17 protein-coding genes and 2 tRNA genes are annotated in these 21,557 nt (G+C 70.1%); 10 read left to right on the top strand and 9 right to left on the bottom strand.

Annotated features, from left to right (window positions below):
- Positions 1-74 precede the first annotated feature (74 nt).
- A complete protein-coding gene (locus ACQEU1_RS30525; RefSeq protein ID WP_433209055.1) occupies positions 75-266 on the top strand; it encodes a DUF1918 domain-containing protein in 192 nt (63 codons plus the stop codon).
- Here ACQEU1_RS30525 and ACQEU1_RS30520 read toward each other — a convergent pair.
- On the bottom strand, positions 263-1,075 hold the full coding sequence (locus tag ACQEU1_RS30520) for an inositol monophosphatase family protein (protein ID WP_433209052.1): 813 nt from the start codon (positions 1,073-1,075) through the stop codon (positions 263-265). The genes ACQEU1_RS30525 and ACQEU1_RS30520 overlap by 4 nt on opposite strands.
- A 23-nt stretch (positions 1,076-1,098) precedes the next feature.
- Complete coding sequence (locus ACQEU1_RS30515) at positions 1,099-2,079, bottom strand: malate dehydrogenase (protein ID WP_433209049.1); 981 nt, start codon at positions 2,077-2,079, stop codon at positions 1,099-1,101.
- A gap of 95 nt (positions 2,080-2,174) precedes the next feature.
- On the opposite strand from ACQEU1_RS30515, the gene ACQEU1_RS30510 reads away from it, so the two are divergent.
- Entirely contained in the window at positions 2,175-2,774 is a 600-nt protein-coding gene (locus ACQEU1_RS30510) for a pentapeptide repeat-containing protein (protein ID WP_433209046.1), read from the top strand.
- On the opposite strand, the gene ACQEU1_RS30505 is transcribed toward ACQEU1_RS30510, so the two are convergent.
- From ACQEU1_RS30505 to ACQEU1_RS30495, 3 genes are all read right to left on the bottom strand, one after another.
- Positions 2,760-3,068, bottom strand: coding sequence for a hypothetical protein (locus tag ACQEU1_RS30505; protein WP_433209043.1), 309 nt, complete (start codon positions 3,066-3,068; stop codon positions 2,760-2,762). The two genes, ACQEU1_RS30510 and ACQEU1_RS30505, sit on opposite strands and share 15 nt — an antisense overlap.
- 4 nt (positions 3,069-3,072) lie before the next feature.
- Positions 3,073-5,286 carry a tachylectin-related carbohydrate-binding protein gene (locus ACQEU1_RS30500; RefSeq protein ID WP_433209040.1) on the bottom strand — a complete coding sequence of 738 codons (2,214 nt, stop codon included), beginning with the start codon at positions 5,284-5,286 and terminating at the stop codon, positions 3,073-3,075.
- Between the two features lie 96 nt (positions 5,287-5,382).
- Complete coding sequence (locus ACQEU1_RS30495; protein WP_433209037.1) at positions 5,383-8,214, bottom strand: glycohydrolase toxin TNT-related protein; 2,832 nt, start codon at positions 8,212-8,214, stop codon at positions 5,383-5,385.
- 138 nt (positions 8,215-8,352) lie between these two features.
- Here ACQEU1_RS30495 and ACQEU1_RS30490 point away from each other — a divergent pair, with 138 nt between their 5' ends.
- Genes ACQEU1_RS30490 through ACQEU1_RS30480 form a run of 3 tightly spaced genes read left to right on the top strand, consistent with a single transcriptional unit; the run spans position 8,353 to position 10,425 of the window.
- Complete coding sequence (locus ACQEU1_RS30490; protein ID WP_433209034.1) at positions 8,353-9,273, top strand: DMT family transporter; 921 nt, start codon at positions 8,353-8,355, stop codon at positions 9,271-9,273.
- Positions 9,270-10,118, top strand: coding sequence for a bifunctional methylenetetrahydrofolate dehydrogenase/methenyltetrahydrofolate cyclohydrolase (locus tag ACQEU1_RS30485; protein ID WP_433209031.1), 849 nt, complete (start codon positions 9,270-9,272; stop codon positions 10,116-10,118). Before ACQEU1_RS30490 ends, ACQEU1_RS30485 begins: the two co-directional genes overlap by 4 nt.
- Before the next feature lie 13 nt (positions 10,119-10,131).
- Positions 10,132-10,425, top strand: coding sequence for a DUF3017 domain-containing protein (locus tag ACQEU1_RS30480; protein ID WP_285643364.1), 294 nt, complete (start codon positions 10,132-10,134; stop codon positions 10,423-10,425).
- Here ACQEU1_RS30480 and ACQEU1_RS30475 read toward each other — a convergent pair.
- Positions 10,415-10,984 carry a TetR/AcrR family transcriptional regulator gene (locus tag ACQEU1_RS30475; protein ID WP_433209028.1) on the bottom strand — a complete coding sequence of 190 codons (570 nt, stop codon included), beginning with the start codon at positions 10,982-10,984 and terminating at the stop codon, positions 10,415-10,417. The two genes, ACQEU1_RS30480 and ACQEU1_RS30475, sit on opposite strands and share 11 nt — an antisense overlap.
- Before the next feature lie 134 nt (positions 10,985-11,118).
- On the opposite strand from ACQEU1_RS30475, the gene ACQEU1_RS30470 reads away from it, so the two are divergent.
- The 4 genes from ACQEU1_RS30470 (at position 11,119) to ACQEU1_RS30455 (ending at position 14,201) form a co-directional block, all read left to right on the top strand.
- Positions 11,119-11,682, top strand: coding sequence for a dihydrofolate reductase family protein (locus ACQEU1_RS30470; protein WP_433209025.1), 564 nt, complete (start codon positions 11,119-11,121; stop codon positions 11,680-11,682).
- 85 nt (positions 11,683-11,767) lie between these two features.
- Positions 11,768-13,708 (top strand): PIG-L family deacetylase, encoded by a 1,941-nt coding sequence (locus tag ACQEU1_RS30465; RefSeq protein ID WP_433209022.1) that lies wholly within the window; start codon positions 11,768-11,770, stop codon positions 13,706-13,708.
- Positions 13,709-13,960: 252 nt separating this feature from the next.
- Positions 13,961-14,032: transfer RNA gene (locus ACQEU1_RS30460), tRNA-Arg, on the top strand.
- A 97-nt stretch (positions 14,033-14,129) separates the two neighbouring features.
- Positions 14,130-14,201 (top strand) — tRNA-Asn (locus tag ACQEU1_RS30455).
- Between the two features lie 374 nt (positions 14,202-14,575).
- Here the strand turns inward: ACQEU1_RS30455 and ACQEU1_RS30450 are convergent.
- The 3 genes from ACQEU1_RS30450 to ACQEU1_RS30440 are packed head-to-tail and all read right to left on the bottom strand — an operon-like array spanning position 14,576 to position 20,427.
- Positions 14,576-17,863, bottom strand: coding sequence for an error-prone DNA polymerase (locus ACQEU1_RS30450; RefSeq protein ID WP_433209019.1), 3,288 nt, complete (start codon positions 17,861-17,863; stop codon positions 14,576-14,578).
- Between the two features lie 60 nt (positions 17,864-17,923).
- Complete coding sequence (locus tag ACQEU1_RS30445; RefSeq protein ID WP_433209016.1) at positions 17,924-19,426, bottom strand: DNA polymerase Y family protein; 1,503 nt, start codon at positions 19,424-19,426, stop codon at positions 17,924-17,926.
- Entirely contained in the window at positions 19,423-20,427 is a 1,005-nt protein-coding gene (locus ACQEU1_RS30440; protein ID WP_433209013.1) for a hypothetical protein, read from the bottom strand. Before ACQEU1_RS30440 ends, ACQEU1_RS30445 begins: the two co-directional genes overlap by 4 nt.
- A gap of 523 nt (positions 20,428-20,950) precedes the next feature.
- Here ACQEU1_RS30440 and ACQEU1_RS30435 point away from each other — a divergent pair.
- Positions 20,951-21,541 (top strand): hypothetical protein, encoded by a 591-nt coding sequence (locus ACQEU1_RS30435; protein WP_433209010.1) that lies wholly within the window; start codon positions 20,951-20,953, stop codon positions 21,539-21,541.
- Positions 21,542-21,557 lie beyond the last annotated feature (16 nt).

Here is a 21,557-nt window from a genome sequence, read left to right as displayed (position 1 = left end):
CCCTGTTGCGCACCTCCGGCGTCGGCCTAGGCTTTAGGCCTACCTCAAGCCGCACACCGGAGGTGTCGCAGCCCATGCAAGCAACAGTGGGTGACAGGCTCCACGTCCACAGCCGTTCCATCGGACTCGAGGAGCGCCTCGGCGAGATCCTCGAAGTCCGCGGGAACGACGGGCACCCGCCCTACCTCGTCCGTTTCAACGACGGGCACGAAGGGCTGGTGTTCCCGGGGCCCGACTGCGTCGTCGAGCCGCGGGGGATGGTCTAACCGAGGACGGTCGCGATGAGCTCCTCGGCCAGCTGAGGAGTCGCGGCCGCCACCCCCGACCACCGGTGGGTCAGGTCGGGTTCGAACGTGAACGGCCGCCCGTGCAGGTCGACGAGCACTCCGCCCGCCGCAGGCACGGTGACCAGTGCCGTCGCGAGGTCCATGATCCGGTGCGTGTCGCTGCCGGGGTCGATGAACGCGTCGACGGTGCCTTCCGCGACGAGCATGGTCTCCAGGCAGGTCGTGCACAGCACGCGGATGCGGTCGGCCCGGTTCGCCACGCGCAGCCACGCGTCCTGCGTGCCTGTCTTGGGGCGCATCAAGCACACCGACGCGCCGTCCACAGTGGTGCGTCCGGTGGTGCGGAACGACGTCGGCACTCCTGCGCGCGCGTGCCACGCACGGCCCGTGTCGAACCACGTCGTGAGAGCTTCTTGAGCGGTGCCGTCTTCTACGAGCGCACCAGCGAAACAAGAGAGAGGAACGCCGAACGCGGCGTTCGCTGACCCGTCGACCGGGTCGATGACGAGGGTGATCGAGGAACCGTTGTCGACGAACCCCGCCTCTTCGGAGAGCAGGTTCACGCGACTGCGGTGGATGGACTCCAGGATCGCGTCCTCGACGATGCGGTCGACGCGCATCGTCGGTGTTCCGTCGGCGCCGTCCGCGACTTCTTCGCGGAGTTCGAGGCGCGTGTGCAGGGATCGGGCGCGTCCGTACGCCGCCGACGCCGCACGGGCGGCGTCAGCGAGCGCAGGATGCACGTCGTCGGAGAGCTGTGGCTGGGGCACGTCCCATGGAATGCGCACGTGCCCCACACTGCCACGCGAACTCAGATCAGGCCGAGGCCCTTGACCGCGTCGCGCTCCTCGACGAGCTCGGCGACCGAGGCGTCGATGCGGCCGCGGGAGAACTCGTCGATCTCCAGGCCCTGGATGATCTCGTACTCGCCGTCCGCGCACTTGACCGGGAACGACGAGATGATGCCCTCGGGCACGCCGTACGAACCGTCCGACGGGATGGCCATCGAGGTCCACTCGGTGCCGTTGACCCAGTCGTAGATGTGGTCGATGGCGGCGTTCGCGGCGGACGCGGCCGAAGACGCGCCACGGGCCTCGATGATCGCCGCGCCGCGCTTGGCGACGGTCGGGATGAAGTCGTTCTCCAGCCACGCCTGGTCGTTCACGGCCTCGGCGGCGGTCTTGTCGCCGACCTTGGCGTGGAACAGGTCCGGGTACTGGGTGGCCGAGTGGTTGCCCCAGATCGTCATGTTCTGGATGTCGGTGACCGCGACGCCCAGCTTCTTGGCGAGCTGCGACAGGGCGCGGTTGTGGTCCAGGCGCGTCATCGCGGTGAAGCGCTCGCGCGGGACGTCCGGCGCGTGCTGCTGGGCGATGAGGGCGTTGGTGTTGGCCGGGTTGCCGACCACGAGGACCTTGACGTCGTCCGCGGCGCCGGCGTTGATCGCCTCGCCCTGCGGCTTGAAGATGCCGCCGTTGGCCTCGAGCAGGTCGCCGCGCTCCATGCCCTTGGTGCGGGGGCGGGCGCCGACGAGCAGGGCCACGTTCACGCCGTCGAACGCGGTCTTCGCGTCGTCGGTGATCGTGATTCCCTTGAGCAGCGGGAAGGCGCAGTCGTCGAGCTCCATCGCGGTGCCCTCCGCGGCCTTCAGCGCGGGGGTGATCTCCAGCAGCCGCAGGTTGACCGGGGTGTCCGGGCCGAGCAGGTGGCCGGAAGCGATGCGGAAGAGCAGTGCGTAGCCGATCTGGCCGGCTGCACCGGTGACAGTGACGTTCACGGGCGTGCGGGTCATGAGCCTTCCCGAATGACGATCGTCCTCGTTGACGTCGGGCAGGTCGCCCGGCGTCCCGCACGTTACCAACACGCGGACTCTGCGAGAGTGTGAGAGTGGACAACCTGGTCGAAGAGGTCGGGGAGGACTACTCCGACGCCAACCTGCCTGATCAGCAGTGGGAGAAGCGGTCCTTCACCGACTGCGACTTCTCCGAAGCCGATCTCCGCTCACTGGTCACGAGCGGGTGCACGTTCACCCGGTGCGACTTCACCCGGACGGACCTCGGCGAGTCGAGGCACCACGCGACGGCGTTCCGGCAGTGCACCTTCGACCGCACGGTGCTGACGCGGTCGTCGTTCAACTCGTGCAGCCTCATGGGGTCGAACTTCGTCGACTGCGTGCTGCGGCCCGTCACGTTCGTGGAGGTCGACTTCACGCTGGCGTCGTTCGTCAGGGCACCGCTGCACGACCTGAAGCTGGCAGGGCAGCGGTTCCGCGAGACGAACCTCAGCGAGGCCGACCTGCGCAACACCGACCTGAGCACCGCCGACCTGATGGGCGCGCGGCTGCTGGACGCCAAGCTGGACGGCGCGGACCTGCGCGGGGCGAAGATCGACGCGAACGGGCTCCGGCAGGCCAAGCTCGCCGGAGCCCTGATCGACATCGACACCGCCATCGCGTTCGCGGCGGCCTATGGACTAGTTGTGTCGTGAGGTGATGCGCACGGACGGGTGGATGCGCACGGCCATCTCCCCGTCCGCGTACTCCACGACGACATGGGACTCGCCGGCGCCGGACCGCACCAGCATCCGTGTCGCGCCCTCGTCGTAGAGGTCGACCACGACGTCGTCACCGCGGAACCACCGCACCCGCACGGATGCGGAGTTCTCGTCGTACGAGAGCAGCACGTCGTCGATCCGGACGGCCTTGACCCACGGCTCGTCCTCGGCTTCCGGAGCGACCCCGAAGGCGTCGGCGAACTCGTCGTCGGAAGGCACCTGCATCATCGCGCTACTCCTTCGGGATGATCGTCGTGAGCCGCAGCCCGTCCTGCGTGACGTGCCAGGTCGACTCGAAGTGCAGGAACCCTCCCGGCCCCGCGAACAGCGAGTCCCGGATCTGGAACGTACCGTGCTCGGTGGTGAAGACCCGCTGGACGTTCGCGTCGTTCGTGACGGCCTGGTCCAGGTGGTTCTTGATCAGCGCACGGCCCTGCGGGGTGTCGTGCACGCCGATCCGCGCGAGCTGTTCCTTGTTCTGCCTGGACCTCGCGGCGTTGTGCGAGTTCGAGTCGACCTTGCCGAAGAGGTAGTCGTACTTGCCGTTCTCGACCAGCGCACGGCCTCGCTTGGCCTCCTCCAGCTTCGACCCGGTGTAGATCAGGTCGCCGCCCTTGCGGATGTTCTTGAGGTACCGCAGGAAGAACAGCGATCCCATCGCCCGGTCCGCGCCGGACAGCTCCTCGCCCGTCAGCGGGTCGCGGCCGGACACCGCACCCCAGATGCCCTTGGCGTCACCGGCGAACGGCACGAAGTCGACGGCCAGGGAGAACCACCTGTCCGCCTTCGCCAGTTCCTCGGCGGACGCGCGCTGACCCCAGATCCGGTCGAGACCGGAGAGGTCGAGGTCGTCGAACTTCACCCGGTAGGACCTGAAGAAGTCGTACCCGCCGTTGTTCAGCGCGTCGACGGCCCGATTCATCCTCGTCACGGCGGCGTTCATGCTCGTGATCGCCGCGTTCATGTCGTTGAGGGCGCTGTTGATGCCGACGATCGCGTTGTTCATCACGTCGAGGCCGGAGTTCATCTGCTCCATCGCGGCGTTGAGCTGCCCCAGCGTCTTGGTGGACTGGTCGACCACGACGTTGACCTCGGTCAGGCCCTCGTTCATCTTGGCGTAGCCCTGGAGCATCTGGTCCAGGATGCCGGGGACGTCGTCGAGCAGCTGCTTCGTCGTCTTCGCGAAGTCGACGGTCATCCTGGTGATCTCGACGGTCCAGCCGAGAACCGCCTTGGCGAGGTCGACGGCCTGCGCGAAGGTCACGTGCGTGCCGAGCTCCCGCCGGACGATCTCCCACAGCGCGGCCATGGGGCCGCCGGGAGCCATCGCGGCGTCCAGGACGGACTTCAGCGCCTGCTTGTCCGCGTCCTCCAACGGATGCGGGTTCGCCGCGTACTTCGCGACCAGCGGCGCGACCTTCGCCTGGTTCTCCTGCACGAACTTCGCCGCGGCCACCAGGGCGTTCGCGATGGGCGCGTCCGGGCCGACGCTCTGCTGCAACGCGACGCGCAGCTCGCGCAGCCCGCGTTCGGTGAGCAGCACACTCGCCCCGACCGAGGCGATGCGGTGGACCTTCTCCAACGGGTTGAGGCTCGAGCACCCAGTGGTCTGCGGGGCGATGTCACGGGTCGACGACCAGCCGGCGCCCATCGACGTGCTGAGCATCGTGTCGCCGAACTGCGTGCTGACCCACTCGCCGAGCGCGGGCACGAACCGGTGCCACCACAGCTGGTCGCCGTCGATCCCGAACAGCGTGTCGCCGCCGGCGGAACCGACCGAGCGGAAGCGCTGCCAGCCCTGGCCGACGACGGTGTCGCGCTGCAACCACGTCCCGTCCGCGTAGTGGTGGCGGGTCAGCTCACCGGACGGCGTGCGCGCGTAGAGCACGCCAGGACCGGCCGCGACGATCAGGTTGTAGCGGTCCCACCCCTTCGCGAGCTCCTGGCCGTCGACGACCCACCTGGTGCCGTCGTGCGCGAACCTGCGCAACGAGCCGTCGGCGTCCACGCGGTAGATGTCCCCGGCGCTGTCGACGGTGACGAGGTCGCGCGCGGTGGTGGCGAACCGCTGCCAGCCCTGGGCCAGCACGGACCCGGCACCGTCCGTCCAGCCGGTGCCGTTCCACGCGAACCGCTTCAGCGCCCCGCCGGTTTCCACGTGCAGGACCTGGCCGTTCGGGCCGGCCAGGGCGCGACCGGTCCAGCCGGAGCCGATCTGCCGCGCCTGACCCCAGGTCGCCTTGCCCGACCTGGTGCCCTGGTGCGGGTGAAGCCACAACTCGCCGTTGTCCCGGGCCGCGAACACCGGTACGTCAGTGACGCACGAGGCGAAAGCCGCGGCCGAGATCCAGTTGACCGCCTGCGCCGACTGCGCGGGCACGATGATTCCTGCGCTGACCGCGACCGTGAGCACCACGGCGCGCCAGCGTCCCCCAGATCTGAACACGCCGGGAATATAGAACGAAGCCGTCTCGAAATAAAATCCCTGCTCACACAGGTGTGGCCGGGATCCCACGGAATCCCGGCCACCCTCATGCCCACATCAGTTGTCGGCGGAGATCTCCACCAGCACGCCGTCCGCGACCATCTCCTCGATCGCCTTCGGCAGCAGGTAGGCCGTGCCGCCACCGGGCTGCTCGAACCACGGCACGGCCACGCCCGTCAGCACCTCGAGCGGCCGCCGCAACCGGTACACGCGGTACGGCCGGTTGATCCACGACGGCACGAGGCTGCGTTCCGGGAACGGCGTGCCCGCCACGTAGACGAGGTTGCCGGACTGGTCGCCGTACCGGTCGATCTCGGTGCCCGCCGGCAGCTCGAACATCTGCTTGTGGCGGAACAACGTCAGCGGCGGCTCGCCCGCGAGCGGCGAGATCGGGAACTTCCGCTTCGACGGTTCCTCCTGCGCCACCGCGGCGGCGACCGGCGAAGGGGCCGGGGCCTGCGGCGGAACGGGCTGCACCTGGGTCGGTGCCGCCTGCGGCGCCGGCTTCTGCTGGACCTGCGTCGGCGCCTGGGTCTGCGGCATCGGCGGGGCCTGCGCCGGGGCCGGCGGCATCGGCGGGCGCTGCGGCGGGCCGGCACGGCGCGGCTCCTCGCGGAAGCCGTTGGTCATCGGCCGCTGCGGCTGGGGCGCCCGCGGGATCGTGCGGAAGTTGCCCAGCACCAGCTTGCCGACGAGGTACGCCGACGCGTCCTCGACCTTGTCGAACCGCACCGGGTTCTTCGGGCCGTGGTCGAACCAGCACACCTCCCAGCTCTCGCCGTCGAGGTGCAGGGTCCAGGTGCGGTCGGCGGGCTCGCCGATGCGGAACACGCCGTGCGGCACGTTCAGGTCGTCGAGCGCGCGGCGGGTGCCCGCGAGCTCGCGGTCCTCCTCCGGCGTGACCTGGCGCGGCGGCCTGACCGGCTCCGGTTCGGGTTCTGGCTCCGGTTCCGGTGCCGGCTTCGGTTCCGGCTCGTGCGCGGCGACCAGGGCCGCGTCGAACACGGCGGTCTCCTCGGACCGCGTCGGCGCGGGCGGGGCCACGACCGGCAGCGGTTCCGGTTCGGGTTCGAAGTGCGAGTCGAGCTGCGCGTCGAAGCGCTGCTGCTCGAACAGCTCCGGCTCCTGCTCGAACTTGGTCGCCTCGAAGGAGGTCGTGGACTCGATCTCCTCCTCGGCGAGGTCCGGTTCGTCCGCCGTCACCTCGACGGCGGGCACGACCGGGTGCTCCTCGGTGACCTCGGCAGGGCTCTCGGCCGACTCGTCGAGGACCGGGCTCCACGCCATCGTGTCCTGCATGGCGTCGCGCGGGCGTTCCTCGGTCTCCGCGTCGAGGTGGTCGGTGAGCTCGGCCTCGTTGTGGTGCGTGAGCAGCTCGGGCTCGCGGTGGTGCGTGAGGAGCTCGGGCTCGTCCGGTCCGGCGGTCGGGATCTCGGGTTCGGCGTCGGCGTCCACGTCCTGGTGTTCGTCGACGGGGGCCGGTTCGGTTTCCTCCGGCTCCGGCTCGGTCTCGAACTTGGGCGGCTCGAACGTCCGGTCCTCGAACTTCGGGGGCTCCTGCCTGCGCTCCTCGGGCTTGCGCTCCTCGGGCTTCGGCGGTTCGAACATCCGTTCCTCAGGCTTGCGCTCCTCGAACGCCGGGGCCTCCTGCGCCTTCTCCCGCACGGGCTGCTCGGCGACGGGTTCCGGCTCGTCCGCGTGCGGCGCGAACAGGTCCATGCCGGCGCCGTACGTGTCGCGCAGGGTCCGGTCGTCGACCGTGTCCGGGACGCCGTCGGAGTCGAAGACGACCCGGTAGGGCGGGCCGTCGCCGGCGAACGGCGGGATGACCGGCGCGGGAGGCACGACGGGCTTGACGGGCTCCTCGGCGACCGGCGGCTCCGGGTAGAGGGGCTCGAAGTCGTACTCCTCCTCCGGCTCCTCCTTCTTGGCCTCGAACGTGGGCGCGACGACGAACTGGGTCGCGTCCGCGGCGGGTTCGGGCGCGGGCTCCGGCTGCTGTTCCTGCTGCGGCGCGGGCGCGGGCTTCGGCGCGGGTGCGGGCTCCGGCTCGACGGGCACCGGCACGACGGTGCCGGGAGGCGCGGCGGGAGCGCCCAGGTTCGCCGCGGCGGCGAGCCTCGACTCCTCGCTCACCTCGGGCAGCGTGAAGCCGGCGGCACGCGCGCGTTCGACCAGCTCCGGCTCGGGCGGCACGCCGTACTTGCGCAGGTAGTACGAGACGCCGGCGGGCCAGATCCAGGCACCGTCCGTCTGGAACCCGGACGGCACGACCGGCGGCGCGTCGGGGTGCAGCACGTCGTTGTCGAAGCCACGACCGGCCACGGCGACCGGCGCGTTCGACAGGTACGCGAGCAGCGGCGCGACCTCGGGCTCCGGCACCGGCGGGCGGTTGACCGACGGACGGCCGTTCGGCCCGGCGCCGTCGAACACGCGGACGGTGCGGAACACCGGCGTCGGCGGGTTCAGCCTGCGACGCAGCCAGTCCGGGATGTTCTCCTCGGCACGCGGGAAGAAGCGCATCTCGTCGACGTACGCCTGCTGCGGAGGAGGCGTCTGCCAGCTCGGCTCGGCGCGGTCGAAGTCGAGGTTGTAGCTGGAGGGGTGGTCGAGCTGGTACCTCGCGTTGGTCCAGCTGCCGCGGCCCTCGCGGTGCATGCCGGCCCGCAGGCGCGCGAACAGCGAGGCGGCCTCCTGCGGCGCCTGCCACGAGCGCTTCGAGCCGTCCTGCAGCTTGAGCTCGGCCTCCAGTTCGAAGTACCGGCCGGTGGCGCGGTACTGCGCGATCACGCTTCGCCAGTCCTCTGGTGCGGCCCGCATCAGAGTCAGGCCGATCTGCTTGACCAGAGCGTCCTGCTCAGTAGGGTTCAACGGCTTCGGCTCGGACACGCCAACATCTTCCCCCGCAACTCGCCGGATCGCACACGTCCCCCGCCACTGCGCCGAACGGTGGAGGCCCGACCATAACGCGGCGGACGTGCATGCTTAAAGCCGATCAAGAACACTTTTGATCTGTCTGGAGGCGACGTGACGCGGTCCGCGCAGGTGACCGGTGGTCTGCTGGCCGCGGCCGGTGGAGTGGCCATCGCGGTCCAGGCCCGCGTCAACGGAACGCTCGCCCACGAACTGGGAAACGGGCTGCTCGCGGCGTTGGTCTCCTTCGGTGGCGGGTGGTTCGTGCTGCTCGCGGTGGTCCTGTCGCGACAGTCCGGGCGGAACGGCCTCTTGCGACTGCGCGACGCGCTGACCCACCGGCGCATCCGGTGGTGGGAGTGCGTCGGCGGCATCAGCGGCGCCGTGCTCGTGGGCTCGCAGGGCCTCGCCGTCGCGACCATCGGTGTGGCGGTGTTCACGGTCGCGGTCGTGATCGGACAGGTCGTGAGCAGCATGGTCATGGACAACCTCGGGGTCGGCCCCGGCGAGCCGAAGGCGATTACTAAGACCCGTGTCGTCGGAGCCGCCGTCGGTGTTATCGCCGTCACGATCGCGGTGTCCGACCGGTTCACGGCGCCGGGCGGGCTGTGGCTAGCGCTGCTGCCGCTGGCCGCCGGTCTGCTGATGGGCTGGCAGCAGGCGGTGAACGGGCTGGTGCGCGAGGCCGCCGACAACTCGATGGCGACGATCCTGGTCAACTTCAGCGTGGGCACGGCGGCGTTGCTGGTGGTCAACGCCGTGACGTGGAGCGGGGTGCCCGGCGCGTTCCCGGACGGCTGGTGGCTCTACCTCGGCGGGTTGCTCGGCATCGTCGGGGTGGGCGGCGCGATCGCCTCGGTGCGGTTCATCGGCGTGCTGATGGTCGGGCTCTGCGGCGTGTGCGGCCAGCTCGTCGGGGCCGTGCTGCTGGACGCGGTGAGCGGGCACCTGGCGTTGCCGACGGCGATCGGCGTGGTGCTGACGCTGGTGTCGGTGGGCGTGGCCGCGCTGCCCAGTGGGAGGATGAGGACGTGACTGCGACGCTGCTCAACGGCAACGAAACCCGGAACGCGCTGTTCGAGGACCTGAAGGCGCGGGTGGCCGCGCTGCCCGGCTCCGTCGGTCTCGCCACCGTGCTGGTCGGCGACGACCCCGGCTCGCACTCCTACGTCAAGGGCAAGCACCGCGCGTGCGAGAAGGTCGGCATCCAGTCGATCCGGCGCGACCTGCCCGAGGAGACCACGCAGGAGGAGCTGGAGGCCGTCATCGACGAGCTGAACGCGAACCCCGAGGTCACCGCGTACATCGTCCAGCTGCCGCTGCCCAAGCACCTCAACGCGAACGCGATCCTGGAGCGGATCGACCCGGCCAAGGACGGCGACGGCCTGCACCCGGTCAACCTCGGCAAGCTCGTGCTCGGCGAGGACGCCGCGCTGCCCGCGACCCCGCGCGGCATCGTGGAGCTGCTGCGGCGCTACGACGTGCCGATCTCGGGCGCGAACGTCACCGTCATCGGCCGCGGCGTGACCGTGGGCCGCCCGATCGGCCTGCTGCTGACCCGCCGCTCCGAGAACGCCACCGTGACGCTGTGCCACACCGGCACCAAGGACCTGGCGGCGGAGGTGCGCCGCGCGGACATCGTCATCGCGGGCGCCGGCAGCCCCGGCCTGATCACCGCGGACATGGTCAAGCCCGGCGCGGCCGTGGTCGACGTCGGCATCACCCGCACCGAGGCCGGTCTCGTCGGCGACGTCGCTCCCGAGGTGCGCGAGGTGGCCGGCTGGCTCGCCCCGATCCCCGGCGGCGCGGGCCCGATGACCGTCGCGATGCTGCTCACGAACACCGTCGAAGCCGCCGAGCGCGCTCATGCAGCGGTCTGACGCGCAGGCGCTCATGGGCGAGACCAGCTGGCGTTCCGGTCCCGGCAAGCACCTGCCGTTCGCGCTGGTGCTCGGGGTCGGCGCGCTCGGGCTGGTCCGGATCTTCCAGTACCACTGGCGGCAGGGCGCGGTGCTGCTCGGCGTGTCGTTGCTGGTCGCGGCGGTGCTGCGGATCCTCGTGACGGACGAGCAGGCCGGTCTGATCAAGATCCGCGGCCGCGGCATGGACGCGTTCCTGTACTCGACGCTGGGCATCGTGGTGATCGCCGTCGCGCTGACGATCACCGGCGGCCCGCTCAGCCGATAGCGCGGTCGACCATGACCTCGATGAGCTCGTCGAGGTCCATGGTCGCCACCACGTCCGGCAGCGTCAGCCGTTCGTAGATCAGCCCCGTCATCGCGAAGTAGAGCGAGATGACGGTGAGGCGGTCGCCCGGCAGCTTCGCCTCCTCGTTGAACTCGACGTTGAACTCGAGGTTGTCCCCGATCGTCCTCGTGAGCGCCTGCCGGATCTCCGGCCTTCTCGTGGCCTCCAGCCGCAGCTCCATCATCGCGAGGTAGCAGGCCTTGTCGGCGTCCGCCCGCTTCAGGATGTCGTGCATGAACTTGACGGTCAGCGACCTGTCGCGCGGCGCCGTGAGCGATTCGGCCACCGACTCGTCGGACGGCATGAGCCTGATGTGCACGCGCGTCATCACCGCGGACATCAGCTCCTCGCGGTTCGCGAAGTAGTTCGACGCGGTGCCCGGCGGGGTCTCCGCCTTCGCGTCGATCGCGCGGTAGGTCAGCCCCCGCGCGCCCTCCTCCGCCAGCACGTCGATCGCGGCGTCCAGCAGCGCCTTGCGCCTTGCCTCGTTCTTGACCACGTCGCCTCCTTGACAACCACTACAAGCATAGTACTACAGTTGTCGTGGTTCGACCGGCTTCCAGGCGAACTCGCCGCCGTCTGCGGAGCAGCGGCATCAAACGCAGCGGCATCAAACACTGAGGGGACTTTCAGATGCGAAAGCTCGTGTACTACGTCGCCGTCACGCTGGACGGTTTCATCGCGGCCGAGGACGGGACCTTCGACGGGTTCATCTTCGAAGGCGACCACATGGCCGGCATCAACGCGGTCTACCCGGAGACGGTGCCGACCCAGTTCCGGGAGGCGGTGGGTCTCGCGGACGTCCCGAACCAGCACTTCGACACGGTGCTGATGGGCCGCCACACCTACCAGGTGCCCGGCGGCCTGGCCTCGCCGTACGCGCACCTGCGCCAGTTCGTGGTGTCGACGCAGGTCACCGACACCCCGGAAGACGTCGAGGTGATCCGCGATGACGTCGTCGGACGGGTGCGGGCGCTGAAGCAGGAGGACGGCCTCGACATCTGGCTGTGCGGCGGCGGCAAGCTGGCCGCCGAGCTGCTGCCCGAGATCGACACGCTGCTGCTGAAGATCCACCCCGTGGTGTTCGGGCGCGGTATCCCGCTGTTCGACGGAAAAGCGGACATCCGGACGTTCCGCCGCACGGACGCACGACTCTTCGAGAGCGGAGTAACGTTCGTGGGCTACTCGCGGATGTAAGACCCACTAGGTGATCCGGCTGTGCAACCACGCCCCAGGACGCGGTGTCCCGTGGTGACATGCACTGAACAAACCTGGGGGAGCCATGAGTAGTTGCGTCAGCCGTAGAACAGTCCTGATCGCGGGTGCTGCCGCCGCAGCCGCGACCACAATTTCCGGCACGGGCATCGCGTCCGCCGCCGGATCACGCGCGATGAGCGTGCCGACCGGGGGCAGTTTCGTCACTATCGTCGCGCACTCCGACGACGATCTCCTGTTCATCAACCCGGACATCCAGCCGTCCATCCTTTCCGGACAGCCCGTCCGGACGATCGTGCTGACGTCGGACCAGTACGACGGGTCGACGAACCCGCCGCTGACCCGCGAGCAGCTGGCCGCGCGGCTGCGGGAGGGGCAGCGCCAGGCGTACGCGAAGCTCGCGGGCAAGCCGAACAACTGGACCAAGGCGAGCAAGACGGTCGCGACGATGATCATCGAGGTCGACACCCTCGTCGGCGCGCCGAACGTCCAACTGGTGTACCTGAACCTGCCCGACGGCGGCAGCAACCAGGCCGCCTACAACCAGGCGCTCGCCAAGCTCTGGGCCGACCCGAACTACGCCGCGCCGACGATCATCCCGACGGGCGGCCCGGTCCAGACCCCGCAGTGGTACAACCAGGCCGACCTGAACAACGTGCTGCTCGGGCTGCTCGACGAGTACCAGCCGACGGTGATCCGCATCCAGGACCCGTCGCCGAACCTCAAGTTCCCGAACGAACCCACCGAGCACACCGACCACATCCACGCGGCCAAGTTCGCGACGAAGGCCGCGAAGGCCTACCAGGGCACGACCGCGAGCGGCTTCGCACTGCTCACCCGCTACCGCTGCTACAACATCGCCGCAGGCCCGAGGAACGTGCCGGCCGCGCTCTCCGGCCCGAAGCTGCAGGCCTACCAGGCCTACGCCGCACTCGACCCGCTCACCGGCGACGCGTTCGACGAGCACATCCACCACAACTACCACCGGTGGCCCGTCGCGGCGCCGTGGGCGATCACCGACGGCACGGGCAAGCTGCACGCGTTCGTCGCGGCCGGTGACTCGATCATGTGGTGGAGCCAGGCCGTCGGCGGCGCCTGGACCGGCCCGGTGATGATGCGTTCCGGCACGCACGCGCCGGGTGTCGCGGTCGCGCTCAACGGCGCGGGCCGCGTGCACGTCGCCGCGCTGGACCTGGACAACGGCTCGATCTTCGTCGCCGGCCAGTCCTCCGCCGGCGGTGGCTTCGGTTCCTGGACCAACGTGGGCAACCCCGACGGCGGCTCGCCCGCGTACGGCACGCCGGGTCTCGTGCTCAACGGCGACGGCGGGCTGGAACTGCTCGCCGTCAACAAGAGCGACCGCCTGGCCAACGCCTGGCAGAACACCAACGGCTCCTGGAGCGGCTGGATCGCGGTGTCCGGGAACTCCGGCATGCTCGTGTCGCCTCCCGTCGGACTCACGTCCACGACCGGCCGGATGCACGTCTTCGCCGACGCCAACGGCAAGGTCGTGCACTGGCAGCAGAACCCGGCCGGATCGCTCGCCTACAAGGCGATCGGGAACCCGGAGTGCACGCACGCGCCCGGCTTCGCGATGGACGGCGACAAGGTGCGCGCGCTCGTCCGCGAACACGGCGACGGCGCCATCGGCACGCTCGCCGAGGGGTCGAGCAACGGCACCTTCGGCGCGCTGGCCCACCTCGGCGGGCAGGGCGGCGTGGGACCGGTGTCGGCGGCGATGTCCGGCGGCGGAACAGCAGCCCGCGTGCTGGCCTTCGCGCGCAACGACGGCTACGGCATCAGCGTGGCCCGGCAGACCTCCGGCAACACGTTCGCACCGTGGGAAGACCTCGGCGGCTACGCGGAGGTCGGCCCCGCGGCGGTCCGTGACGCGTCCGGCTTCGTCCGGGTGCTGATGGTCGGCGGCGACGCGAAGCTCTACGAACGCAAGCAGACCGCGGTAGGCCCAACCGGCGCGTTCGGCGCCTGGCAACTCGCCGGCGCCTAATTCCCGCTTTTGCAGAAAATGATTGACGGACTCCCCGCGCGACCGCAATACTTGTGCCACACACCGAACGGAAAGGGGATCGCCATGATGGGCTTGCAGCACCGACGCCTCTCCGGCGACTGCCCCGCGCTACCGTTCGTGCGGCTGTTTGCGCAGGTGAGCTCCTTGTAGCGCCGAACACCTCGGCCTCTACCAGGAGCCGCCCGTCGGGAAACCGATGGGCGGCTCTTTTGTTGTGCATTTCTAATTCTTGCCCTTGTAGCTCAATGGAGAGAGTGCGGCGCTACGAACGCCGAGATTCAGGTTCGACTCCTGGCAGGGGTACTCGCGGATGCGAGGGAGACGGCAACCCGCCTCATTTGGGATGAGGAAACACCGCGTTCGACTCGCGGGCATCCGACTGATTTCGCACGGCCCCATGTCCTCTGAAGTGCTGGCGGAGGCACGCCCGACTGTTACGCGGGAGGACCAGGTTCGAATCCTGGCAGGGGAACTACGCTTCGCCGCATGTCTCTGGGGGAAGAGCGGCTGGTCGAGGCGATGACGGCGACCGGAACGCGACCTCGACGCCCTCGCCAGGTGGGGCCTTCCGAACGACGAGGTCAAGACGCCCGCTTCCAGACCGAGGTCGAACCCGTGCTCGTGCCCAACGTCGCGGGCGACGGCAGGGGTCATGATGATCCGCGCCGAACCGATGACGGTCCTGGACCTGCTCATCGAGATCACTTGGCGGTGGCGCGCGGCGGTGAGTGAATCAGGACGCTGGAGGAACCTGCCTGCAACGCGCCGGTCGAAGCGCAGCCGGCCGACGAGATCCCGGCCGTCTTCCCCGGCTCGCTCTGGCACGAGACCGTCACCGGTGACTGATCAGCGGAAGTCGCGCGACTTCGACGGGATGCGCAGGTCGAGGTGCTGCAACCGGTCCGCCAGCAGGCTGACCACGCCCTCCGCCGACTCCACCACTCCCCGCACCAGCATCGCCCCGCTGCCCCGCGCCACCCTCCGGTAGCGCGCCCACAACCCCGGCGAGCACACCACGTTCACCATCCCCGTCTCGTCCTCGATGTTGAGGAACGTGACGCCGCCCGCGGTCGCCGGTCGTTGGCGGTGGGTCACAGCGCCGCCGATCAGCACGCGCGTGCCTGGTTCCACGTCTGTCAGCGCGGTCACCGGCAGTGCGCCCATCGAGTCCAATGTGGACCGCACGAACTGGGTCGGGAAGCTGTCCGGGGACAGGCCGGTGGCCCAGACGTCCGCCACCGCGAGCTCCACGTCGTCCATGCCGGGCAACGCGGGCGCGTCGACGCCGACGACGGTGCCGGGCAGGCGGTCCGAGCGGATCGCGGCGACGGCGCCGGCCGCCCAGAGCGCCTCGCGGCGTTCGAGGCCGAAGCAGGCGAACGCGCCCGCGGTGGCCAGTGCCTCCACCTGAGCTGCGGTGAGCTGCACGCGGGTGCCGAAGTCCTCCATGTCGCGGAACGGTTGTGCTGCAACGATTCTTTCGGCGTCGGCGTCTCCGATGCCGCGGACCGCGGTCAGGCCGATGCGGACGGCGTTGCTGCCCTCGAACGGCTCCAGGCCCGCCCACGGGAGCGAGCGGTTCACGCACGGGCCGTGCACCGTCACGCCGTGCCTGCGGGCGTCGATCACCAGCGACTGCGGTGAGTAGAAGCCCATCGGCTGCGCTCTGAGCAGGGCCGCGCAGAACGCCGCCGGGTAGTAGAGCTTGAACCACGCGCTCACGAACACGAGGTGCGCGAACGACAGGGCGTGCGACTCCGGGAAGCCGAAGTTGGCGAACGCCAACAGTTTCGCGTAGATGCGCCCGGCCAGTTCCTCGCCGATGCCCTGCACCGCACAGCCCTCGTAGAAGCGGTCGCGCAGGCGTTCCATCCTGGCGGTCGACCGCTTCGCGCCCATCGCGCGGCGCAGTTCGTCGGCCTCGGCGGCGGTGAAGCCCGCCACGTCGACCGCGATCTGCATGAGTTGTTCCTGGAACAACGGCACGCCGTAGGTCTTCTTCAGCGCGTTCTCCAGCAACGGGTGGTCGTACTCCCACTTCTCGACCTCGTTGCGGCGCCTGATGTACGGGTGCACCGAGCCGCCCTGGATCGGGCCCGGCCTGATCAGCGCGACCTCGACGACCAGGTCGTAGAACTCGCGCGGCTTCAGGCGCGGCAACGTCGCCATCTGCGCGCGGCTCTCCACCTGGAAGACGCCCACGGAGTCGGCCTTCTGCAGCATGTCGTAGACGGCGGAGTCGGCGAGGTCGATCTCCCCCATGTCCACCGACACGCCCTCGTGGTCGCGGACCAGGTCGATCGCGTAGTGCAGCGCGGAGAGCATGCCGAGGCCGAGCAGGTCGAACTTCACCAGGCCGATGGACGCGCAGTCGTCCTTGTCCCACTGGAGCACCGTGCGCTTGTCCATGCGCGCCTTCTCGACCGGGCACACCTCGCTGACGGCGCGGTCGCAGATCACCATGCCGCCGGAGTGGATGCCGAGGTGGCGCGGGAAGTTCTCCAGCTGCGCGGAGAGTTCCAGCACGTCCTGCGGGATGTCGCAGTCGTCGGTGGTGGTGCCGAGCGGCCCCCACCTGTCTATCTGCTTGCTCCACGCGTCCTGCTGGCCCGGCGAGTGGCCGAGCGCGCGGGCCATGTCGCGCACGGCGGAACGCGCGCGGTACGTGATGACGTTCGCGACCTGGGCCGCGTGCCTGCGGCCGTACTTGCGGTAGACGTGCTGGATGACCTCCTCGCGCCGGTCCGACTCGATGTCGACGTCGATGTCGGGAGGGCCGTCGCGGGCGGGCGCGAGGAACCGTTCGAAGAGCAGGTCGAACCTGACCGCGTCGACGTTGGTGATGCCGAGCGCGAAGCACACCGCGGAGTTCGCCGCGCTGCCCCTGCCCTGGCAGAGGATGTCGTTCTCCTGGCAGAAGTTCACGATGTCGTGCACGACGAGGAAGTAGCCGGGGAAGCCGAGCTGCTCGATGATCCTCAGCTCGTGCTCGATCTGCCGGAACGCCTTCTCGTTCTCGTCGGGATAACGGCGGCGCGCGCCCTTGTAGGTGAGCTCGCGCAACCAGCTGATCTCGGTGTGGCCGGGCGGCACGTCGAACGGCGGCAGCTTCGGCGCGACCAGCCGCAGGTCGAACGCCAGCTGCATGCCGAGCAACGCGGCGTTGTGCACGGCTCCGGGGAAACGGCGGAACCGGTGGAACATCTCCTCCCCGCTGCGCAGGAACGCGGCGGGTGACGGCGGCAGCCAGCCCGCCATGTCGTCGAGGCTGCTCCGCGCGCGCACGGCGGCCATCGCGGCGGCGAGCCTGCCCCTGCCCGGGGTGGCGTAGTGGACCGCGTTCGTTGCCACGACCGGAAGTCGAAGGTGTTGCGCCATGGCGTTGAGCAGGTCGTTGCGCTTGCTGTCCTCCGGCAGGCCGTGGTCGGTCAGCTCGACGTGCACGCGGCCCCTGCCGAACATGTCGGTGAGCCGGACGATCTCCTCGAACGCCGCCTCCGGCCCCTCCCTCGCGAGCGCTCTTCTGACGGTTCCCTTGCGGCAGCCCGTGAGCACCACGACGTCACCCTTGGTGTCGGCCAGGATCTGGTCGATGTCGTAGACGGGTTTGCCCTTCTCGGCGTTGTCGTCGAGGTGGCCGGTGGTGAGCGTGCGGCACAGCGCGTGGTAGCCCTCCTGCTTGCGCGCCAACAACAACAGGTGGTCGCCTTCGGGGTCCGGTTCGCCGTTGGCGGGCCTGGACAGGCCGATGCTCAGCTCCGCGCCGAACACCGTGTGCATGCCGAGCTCCTTGGCCGCCTCGGCGAAGCGGACCACGCCGTACATGCCGTCGTGGTCGGTGATCGCGATGGCGTCGAGCTTGAGCCGTTGCGCCTCCTCGACCAGCTCCTCCGGGTGGCTCGCGCCGTCGAGCCAGCTGAAGTTGCTGTGGCAGTGCAGTTCCGCGTACGGCACGCGCTTGCGGGAGGCCGCCATCTCGTCCGCGTGCAGCCGGAACCCCGGTGGGGCGGTGTAGCGGTCGCGGTGTCTTCCCCACCCCGGACCGTCACCGCCGTCGGGTTTCTGCTCGTAGGGCTTGCCCGAGAGCGCCCGCTCCAGCTCCCGCCAGCGGACCGGCGGGTTATTCCAGCCCATCGGTTTCCTTGCGCGGCAACGGGATCAGGGTCTCCAGCAGATCCCAGTACTCGTCCTGCATCAGTCGTACACCCCTTCCAGGAACCACCTCTGGTCCCTGCGGATCAGCAGGAACGCCTGGTCGCTCGTCTGCACCTGCACGCGCGCGGCCCGGTGCGGGTCCGGCGCCCACCACCGTTCGTCGACGGGCCACGGACCCGCCCACGCGGTGATCTCTCGCGTTCTTCCTCTGACGGTCAGCGTTTTCGGCTTCGCGGTGAGCTCCAGCCGTCCGGTCACGCCGACGTCCCGGCCTGCTTCGTCCTCGAGCTGGGCGGGGTCGTCGGCGAGCGTGGCCGGTGCCCTGCTGAGCCGGCCTGGCCACGGGTGGTCCGGGTTGCGCGAGGGCGTCTTCTCGTCGCCCCACGGCACGAGCCTGACCTGCTCCTTCGGGCCTCTGCCGCCGTCGATGACCGGGGTCAGCACGGCGTCCGGACCCAGCAGGCCCTGCACGTGCAGGAGCGCGCGCACCGCCCGTTCGTCGTCGTGGCCCCACAACCCGAGCTGCAACGCCGTGCCGTTGACGACCTCGACCGGTTCGAGGGTGAGCGTGCGGATGCCGGACGTGAGGCGTTCGCGGGTGAGCCAGCCGTCGAGCTGCCAGCGCACCCGGTCGGCGATCCCGCGCGGTGTCAACGGTTCCGCGGCCCGCCACACCCGGTGCAGCTCCTCGTCGGTCTCGGTGCGCGCGAGGATGCCGAGCTTCGTGCACGCCAGGCTTCTGGCGGCGAGGTTCTCGTGCAGCCGTTCGGCGAGGTGCCGTGCCGCGAACGCCGCCGCGTCGATGCGCGCGATCGGCTCGTCGAAGGTCTCCGCCGCGGCCAGTTCGGGTGCGGGCCTGCGCTTGTCGAGCGGTCGTTCCGGCAACCCGCGCGCCAGCCGGTGCTGCCGGACAGCGGGCCCGCCGAACCGCGAGGCCACCGCGCTCTCCGGCACCTCGGCGAACGCGCCGAGCGTCTTCAGGCCGAGCCTCCTGAGCAGGTCGACCAGCTCGGGCGCGTCGAGCTCGTGCACTCCCAGCGGTTTCAGGAACTCCGCCGTGCTCTGCGGCGGCACGATCACGTTGCGGTGGGCGGCTTTCGTGGCGGCGAAGAGGCTCTCGGCCACCCCGATCTGCGCCTCGGCGCCGGTCCTGGTGGCGATGTGGTCGACGAGACGTTCGGCCGCCTGCTCGGCCGACCCGAAGTACCCGACCGGCCCCTGCGCCGGCACCGCGACCAGCCCGGGCTGCACGACCTCGATACCGGGGGCGAGCTCCTCGACGGCCTCCGCCACCGGCTCGAAGAACCGGGCGTCGCGCTGCGGGTCGTGCTCGAACGTCACCAGCTCGGGACACATCGCCTCGGCCGCGCGCTTGCGCATGCTTCTGCGGATGCCTTCCTTGCGCGCCACGGCAGAGGTGGACACGATCTCGTTGCCGTCGAGCACGGCCACCGGGACGCTGGGCGCGGTGTTCGTGGCGGTGCAGGCGGCGACGACGGGCCAGTCAGGGCACCAGACGGTGAGCAGGCGGGAGTCCTTCACGCCGGGGGACTCCCCTGGGCGAGCTTGACCAGCCGCTCGATCGCCGCCGCCCGCCTGGTGGTGAGCTCGTCGCTCACCGGCCCGGCCGCACCCGGCCGCCTGGCGGTGACTCCGTCGCCGGCCACCGCGGCACCGGCATCTGCCCGGCTGGTGGTGAAGCCGTCGCCGGCCACCGCAGCACCGGCATCTGCCCGGCTGGCGGTGACTCCGTCGCCGGCCACCGCGGTCCCAGCATCCGCCCGCCCGGCGGTGAAGCCGTCGCTCGCCCCGGCACCGGTGTTTGCCCGCCTGGCGGCCGGTTCGCGAGCCCGGTCCGGACCGGCATCAGCCGGCTCGTCGGAACGGGCCGGTCCACCGGCCGCCAGCGGGAGCTCGATCTCTTCTTCGCCGAACGTCAGCAGCACGTGCTTGCCGCGGCCCGCCGCCCCGCGACCGGCACTGCGCACGCTGATCTGTTGGTGGCGCAGGGTTTCCGCGCCGTCGTCGAGGGCGTTCCAGGTGACGGACTCCGCCGTCAGCTCCACGTCCGCCGCAGGCCAGGAGCCCCAGGCGATGAGCACCGACCTGCGTTGGCGGGCCCGCGCGGTCAGGCGGCGAGCCAGGGAAGGAGGGAGTGGGCAGGCGACGGCGACCACGTCGATGCCGTCGAGCAGGGCCGCGATGACCGGCCCGGGATCGGTGCCAGGACTGGGAACCAGCGCCAGGCGGTGCACCGCCACGCCCAGTTCGGCCGCGGCCAGCACACCCACCTGCGGCAGGCCGACCACGGCGGCCCAGCAGCCGTCCGCGGTCGCGCCCGCGAGCAGGGCGAGCAGCAACGATGTCGATCCGCCCACCGACACCGTGCTGCCACGCCGCAAGCCGCCCCACGGGAGCAGGCCCGCCAGTTCCCCGCGAACCGGCAGGACCCGCCCCGTGGCGTGGTCGGTGGTGGTGCTGGTCAGCTCGCTGGCCGGGTTCACCCCGAGCGCGGCCAACGACGCCGTTGCCGACCTGGACACTCCACCCACCTCCCGTCTCGGACCGTGCGCACCCGTGTGCACGGCCGCCGCGGGAAGTTCGGCGACTTGCTTATTCGAACTCTTGTTCGAACGAACGAGATGATCGTAGCGCGTGAACGCACCCTTGTGTCAATGCCAGGGCGTCACCCTTTTGGTGGACATGGCCACACGGGTCCGGAAGGTCATCTACGGTTGCCCGAGCGGTACCACGCCCTGGGGAAGCAGCAGCTGAGCGCGCTGGGAGGCGCTGCTGGAACGCGGAGCGAGGCTCGGCGGGCCGACGATCGAGTTGTATCTGATGGCGCAGCGCACGGACCCGGCGCTGTGCGAAAGGGGAGCCGTGAACCAACCGCCTCCGCACGGCTGGCACCAGCAACCAGGCCCCCCGCAGGGCTGGCCTCAGCAACCGGGCCCTCCTCAGCAACCGGGCCACCCGCCACAACCAGGCCACCCAGCACACCCCGGCCACCCTCAACAGCCCGGCTGGGGCCCTCCGCCGCCGCCCAAGAAGAGCAAGGCGCCGTTGGTCATCGGCATCCTCGCGGGCGTCCTGGTCGTGGCCCTCGCCATCACCGGGCTCGTGGTCTACCTGAACGTCAACAAGGACGGCGGCGACGAGAAGCGCGCCGACAGGCTGCCCGCGTTGTGCGGCAACGTCTCCGAGGCCGCACTGGCCAAGGCGCGCACCACCAACCCCAACGGGCTGATGTCCCGCGAGACCAAGCTGTCCAAGGGCGTCCGCACGACCTGCTCGTGGAACCAGACCAGGGGCGTCGACGGCTCCGGCCACCGCGCCACCGACGTCTCCGTCACCAACGAGCGGGAGGAGGCGGAGTCGGCGTTCAGCCGGTCCATCTCCATGCACGCGGGCACCACCCAGGGCAGGGCACTGCAGAAGCCGGTCCAGGGGCTCGGCGACGAGGCCGTGGTGATCCTGATCGAGACAACGTCGGCGTTCACCGAGATGACGGTCCTCGTGCGCAAGGGCGAGCTGATCGTCGAGGTCGACCTCGTGGGCTGGGACGCGGGCCTGTTCACCAACACCAAGCCCGACTACGCGGAGCTCGAAGCCGCCGCGAAGGGCATCGCGGAGGACATGGTCGGCAAGCTGTAGGACCGGCCGTTCCCCG

The sequence above is a fragment of the Lentzea sp. CA-135723 genome, assembly GCF_050936595.1.
Lineage (GTDB): Bacteria > Actinomycetota > Actinomycetes > Mycobacteriales > Pseudonocardiaceae > Lentzea.
Note: the sequence above shows the minus strand (reverse complement) of the source record. Positions and strands in the feature narration are given on the sequence as shown.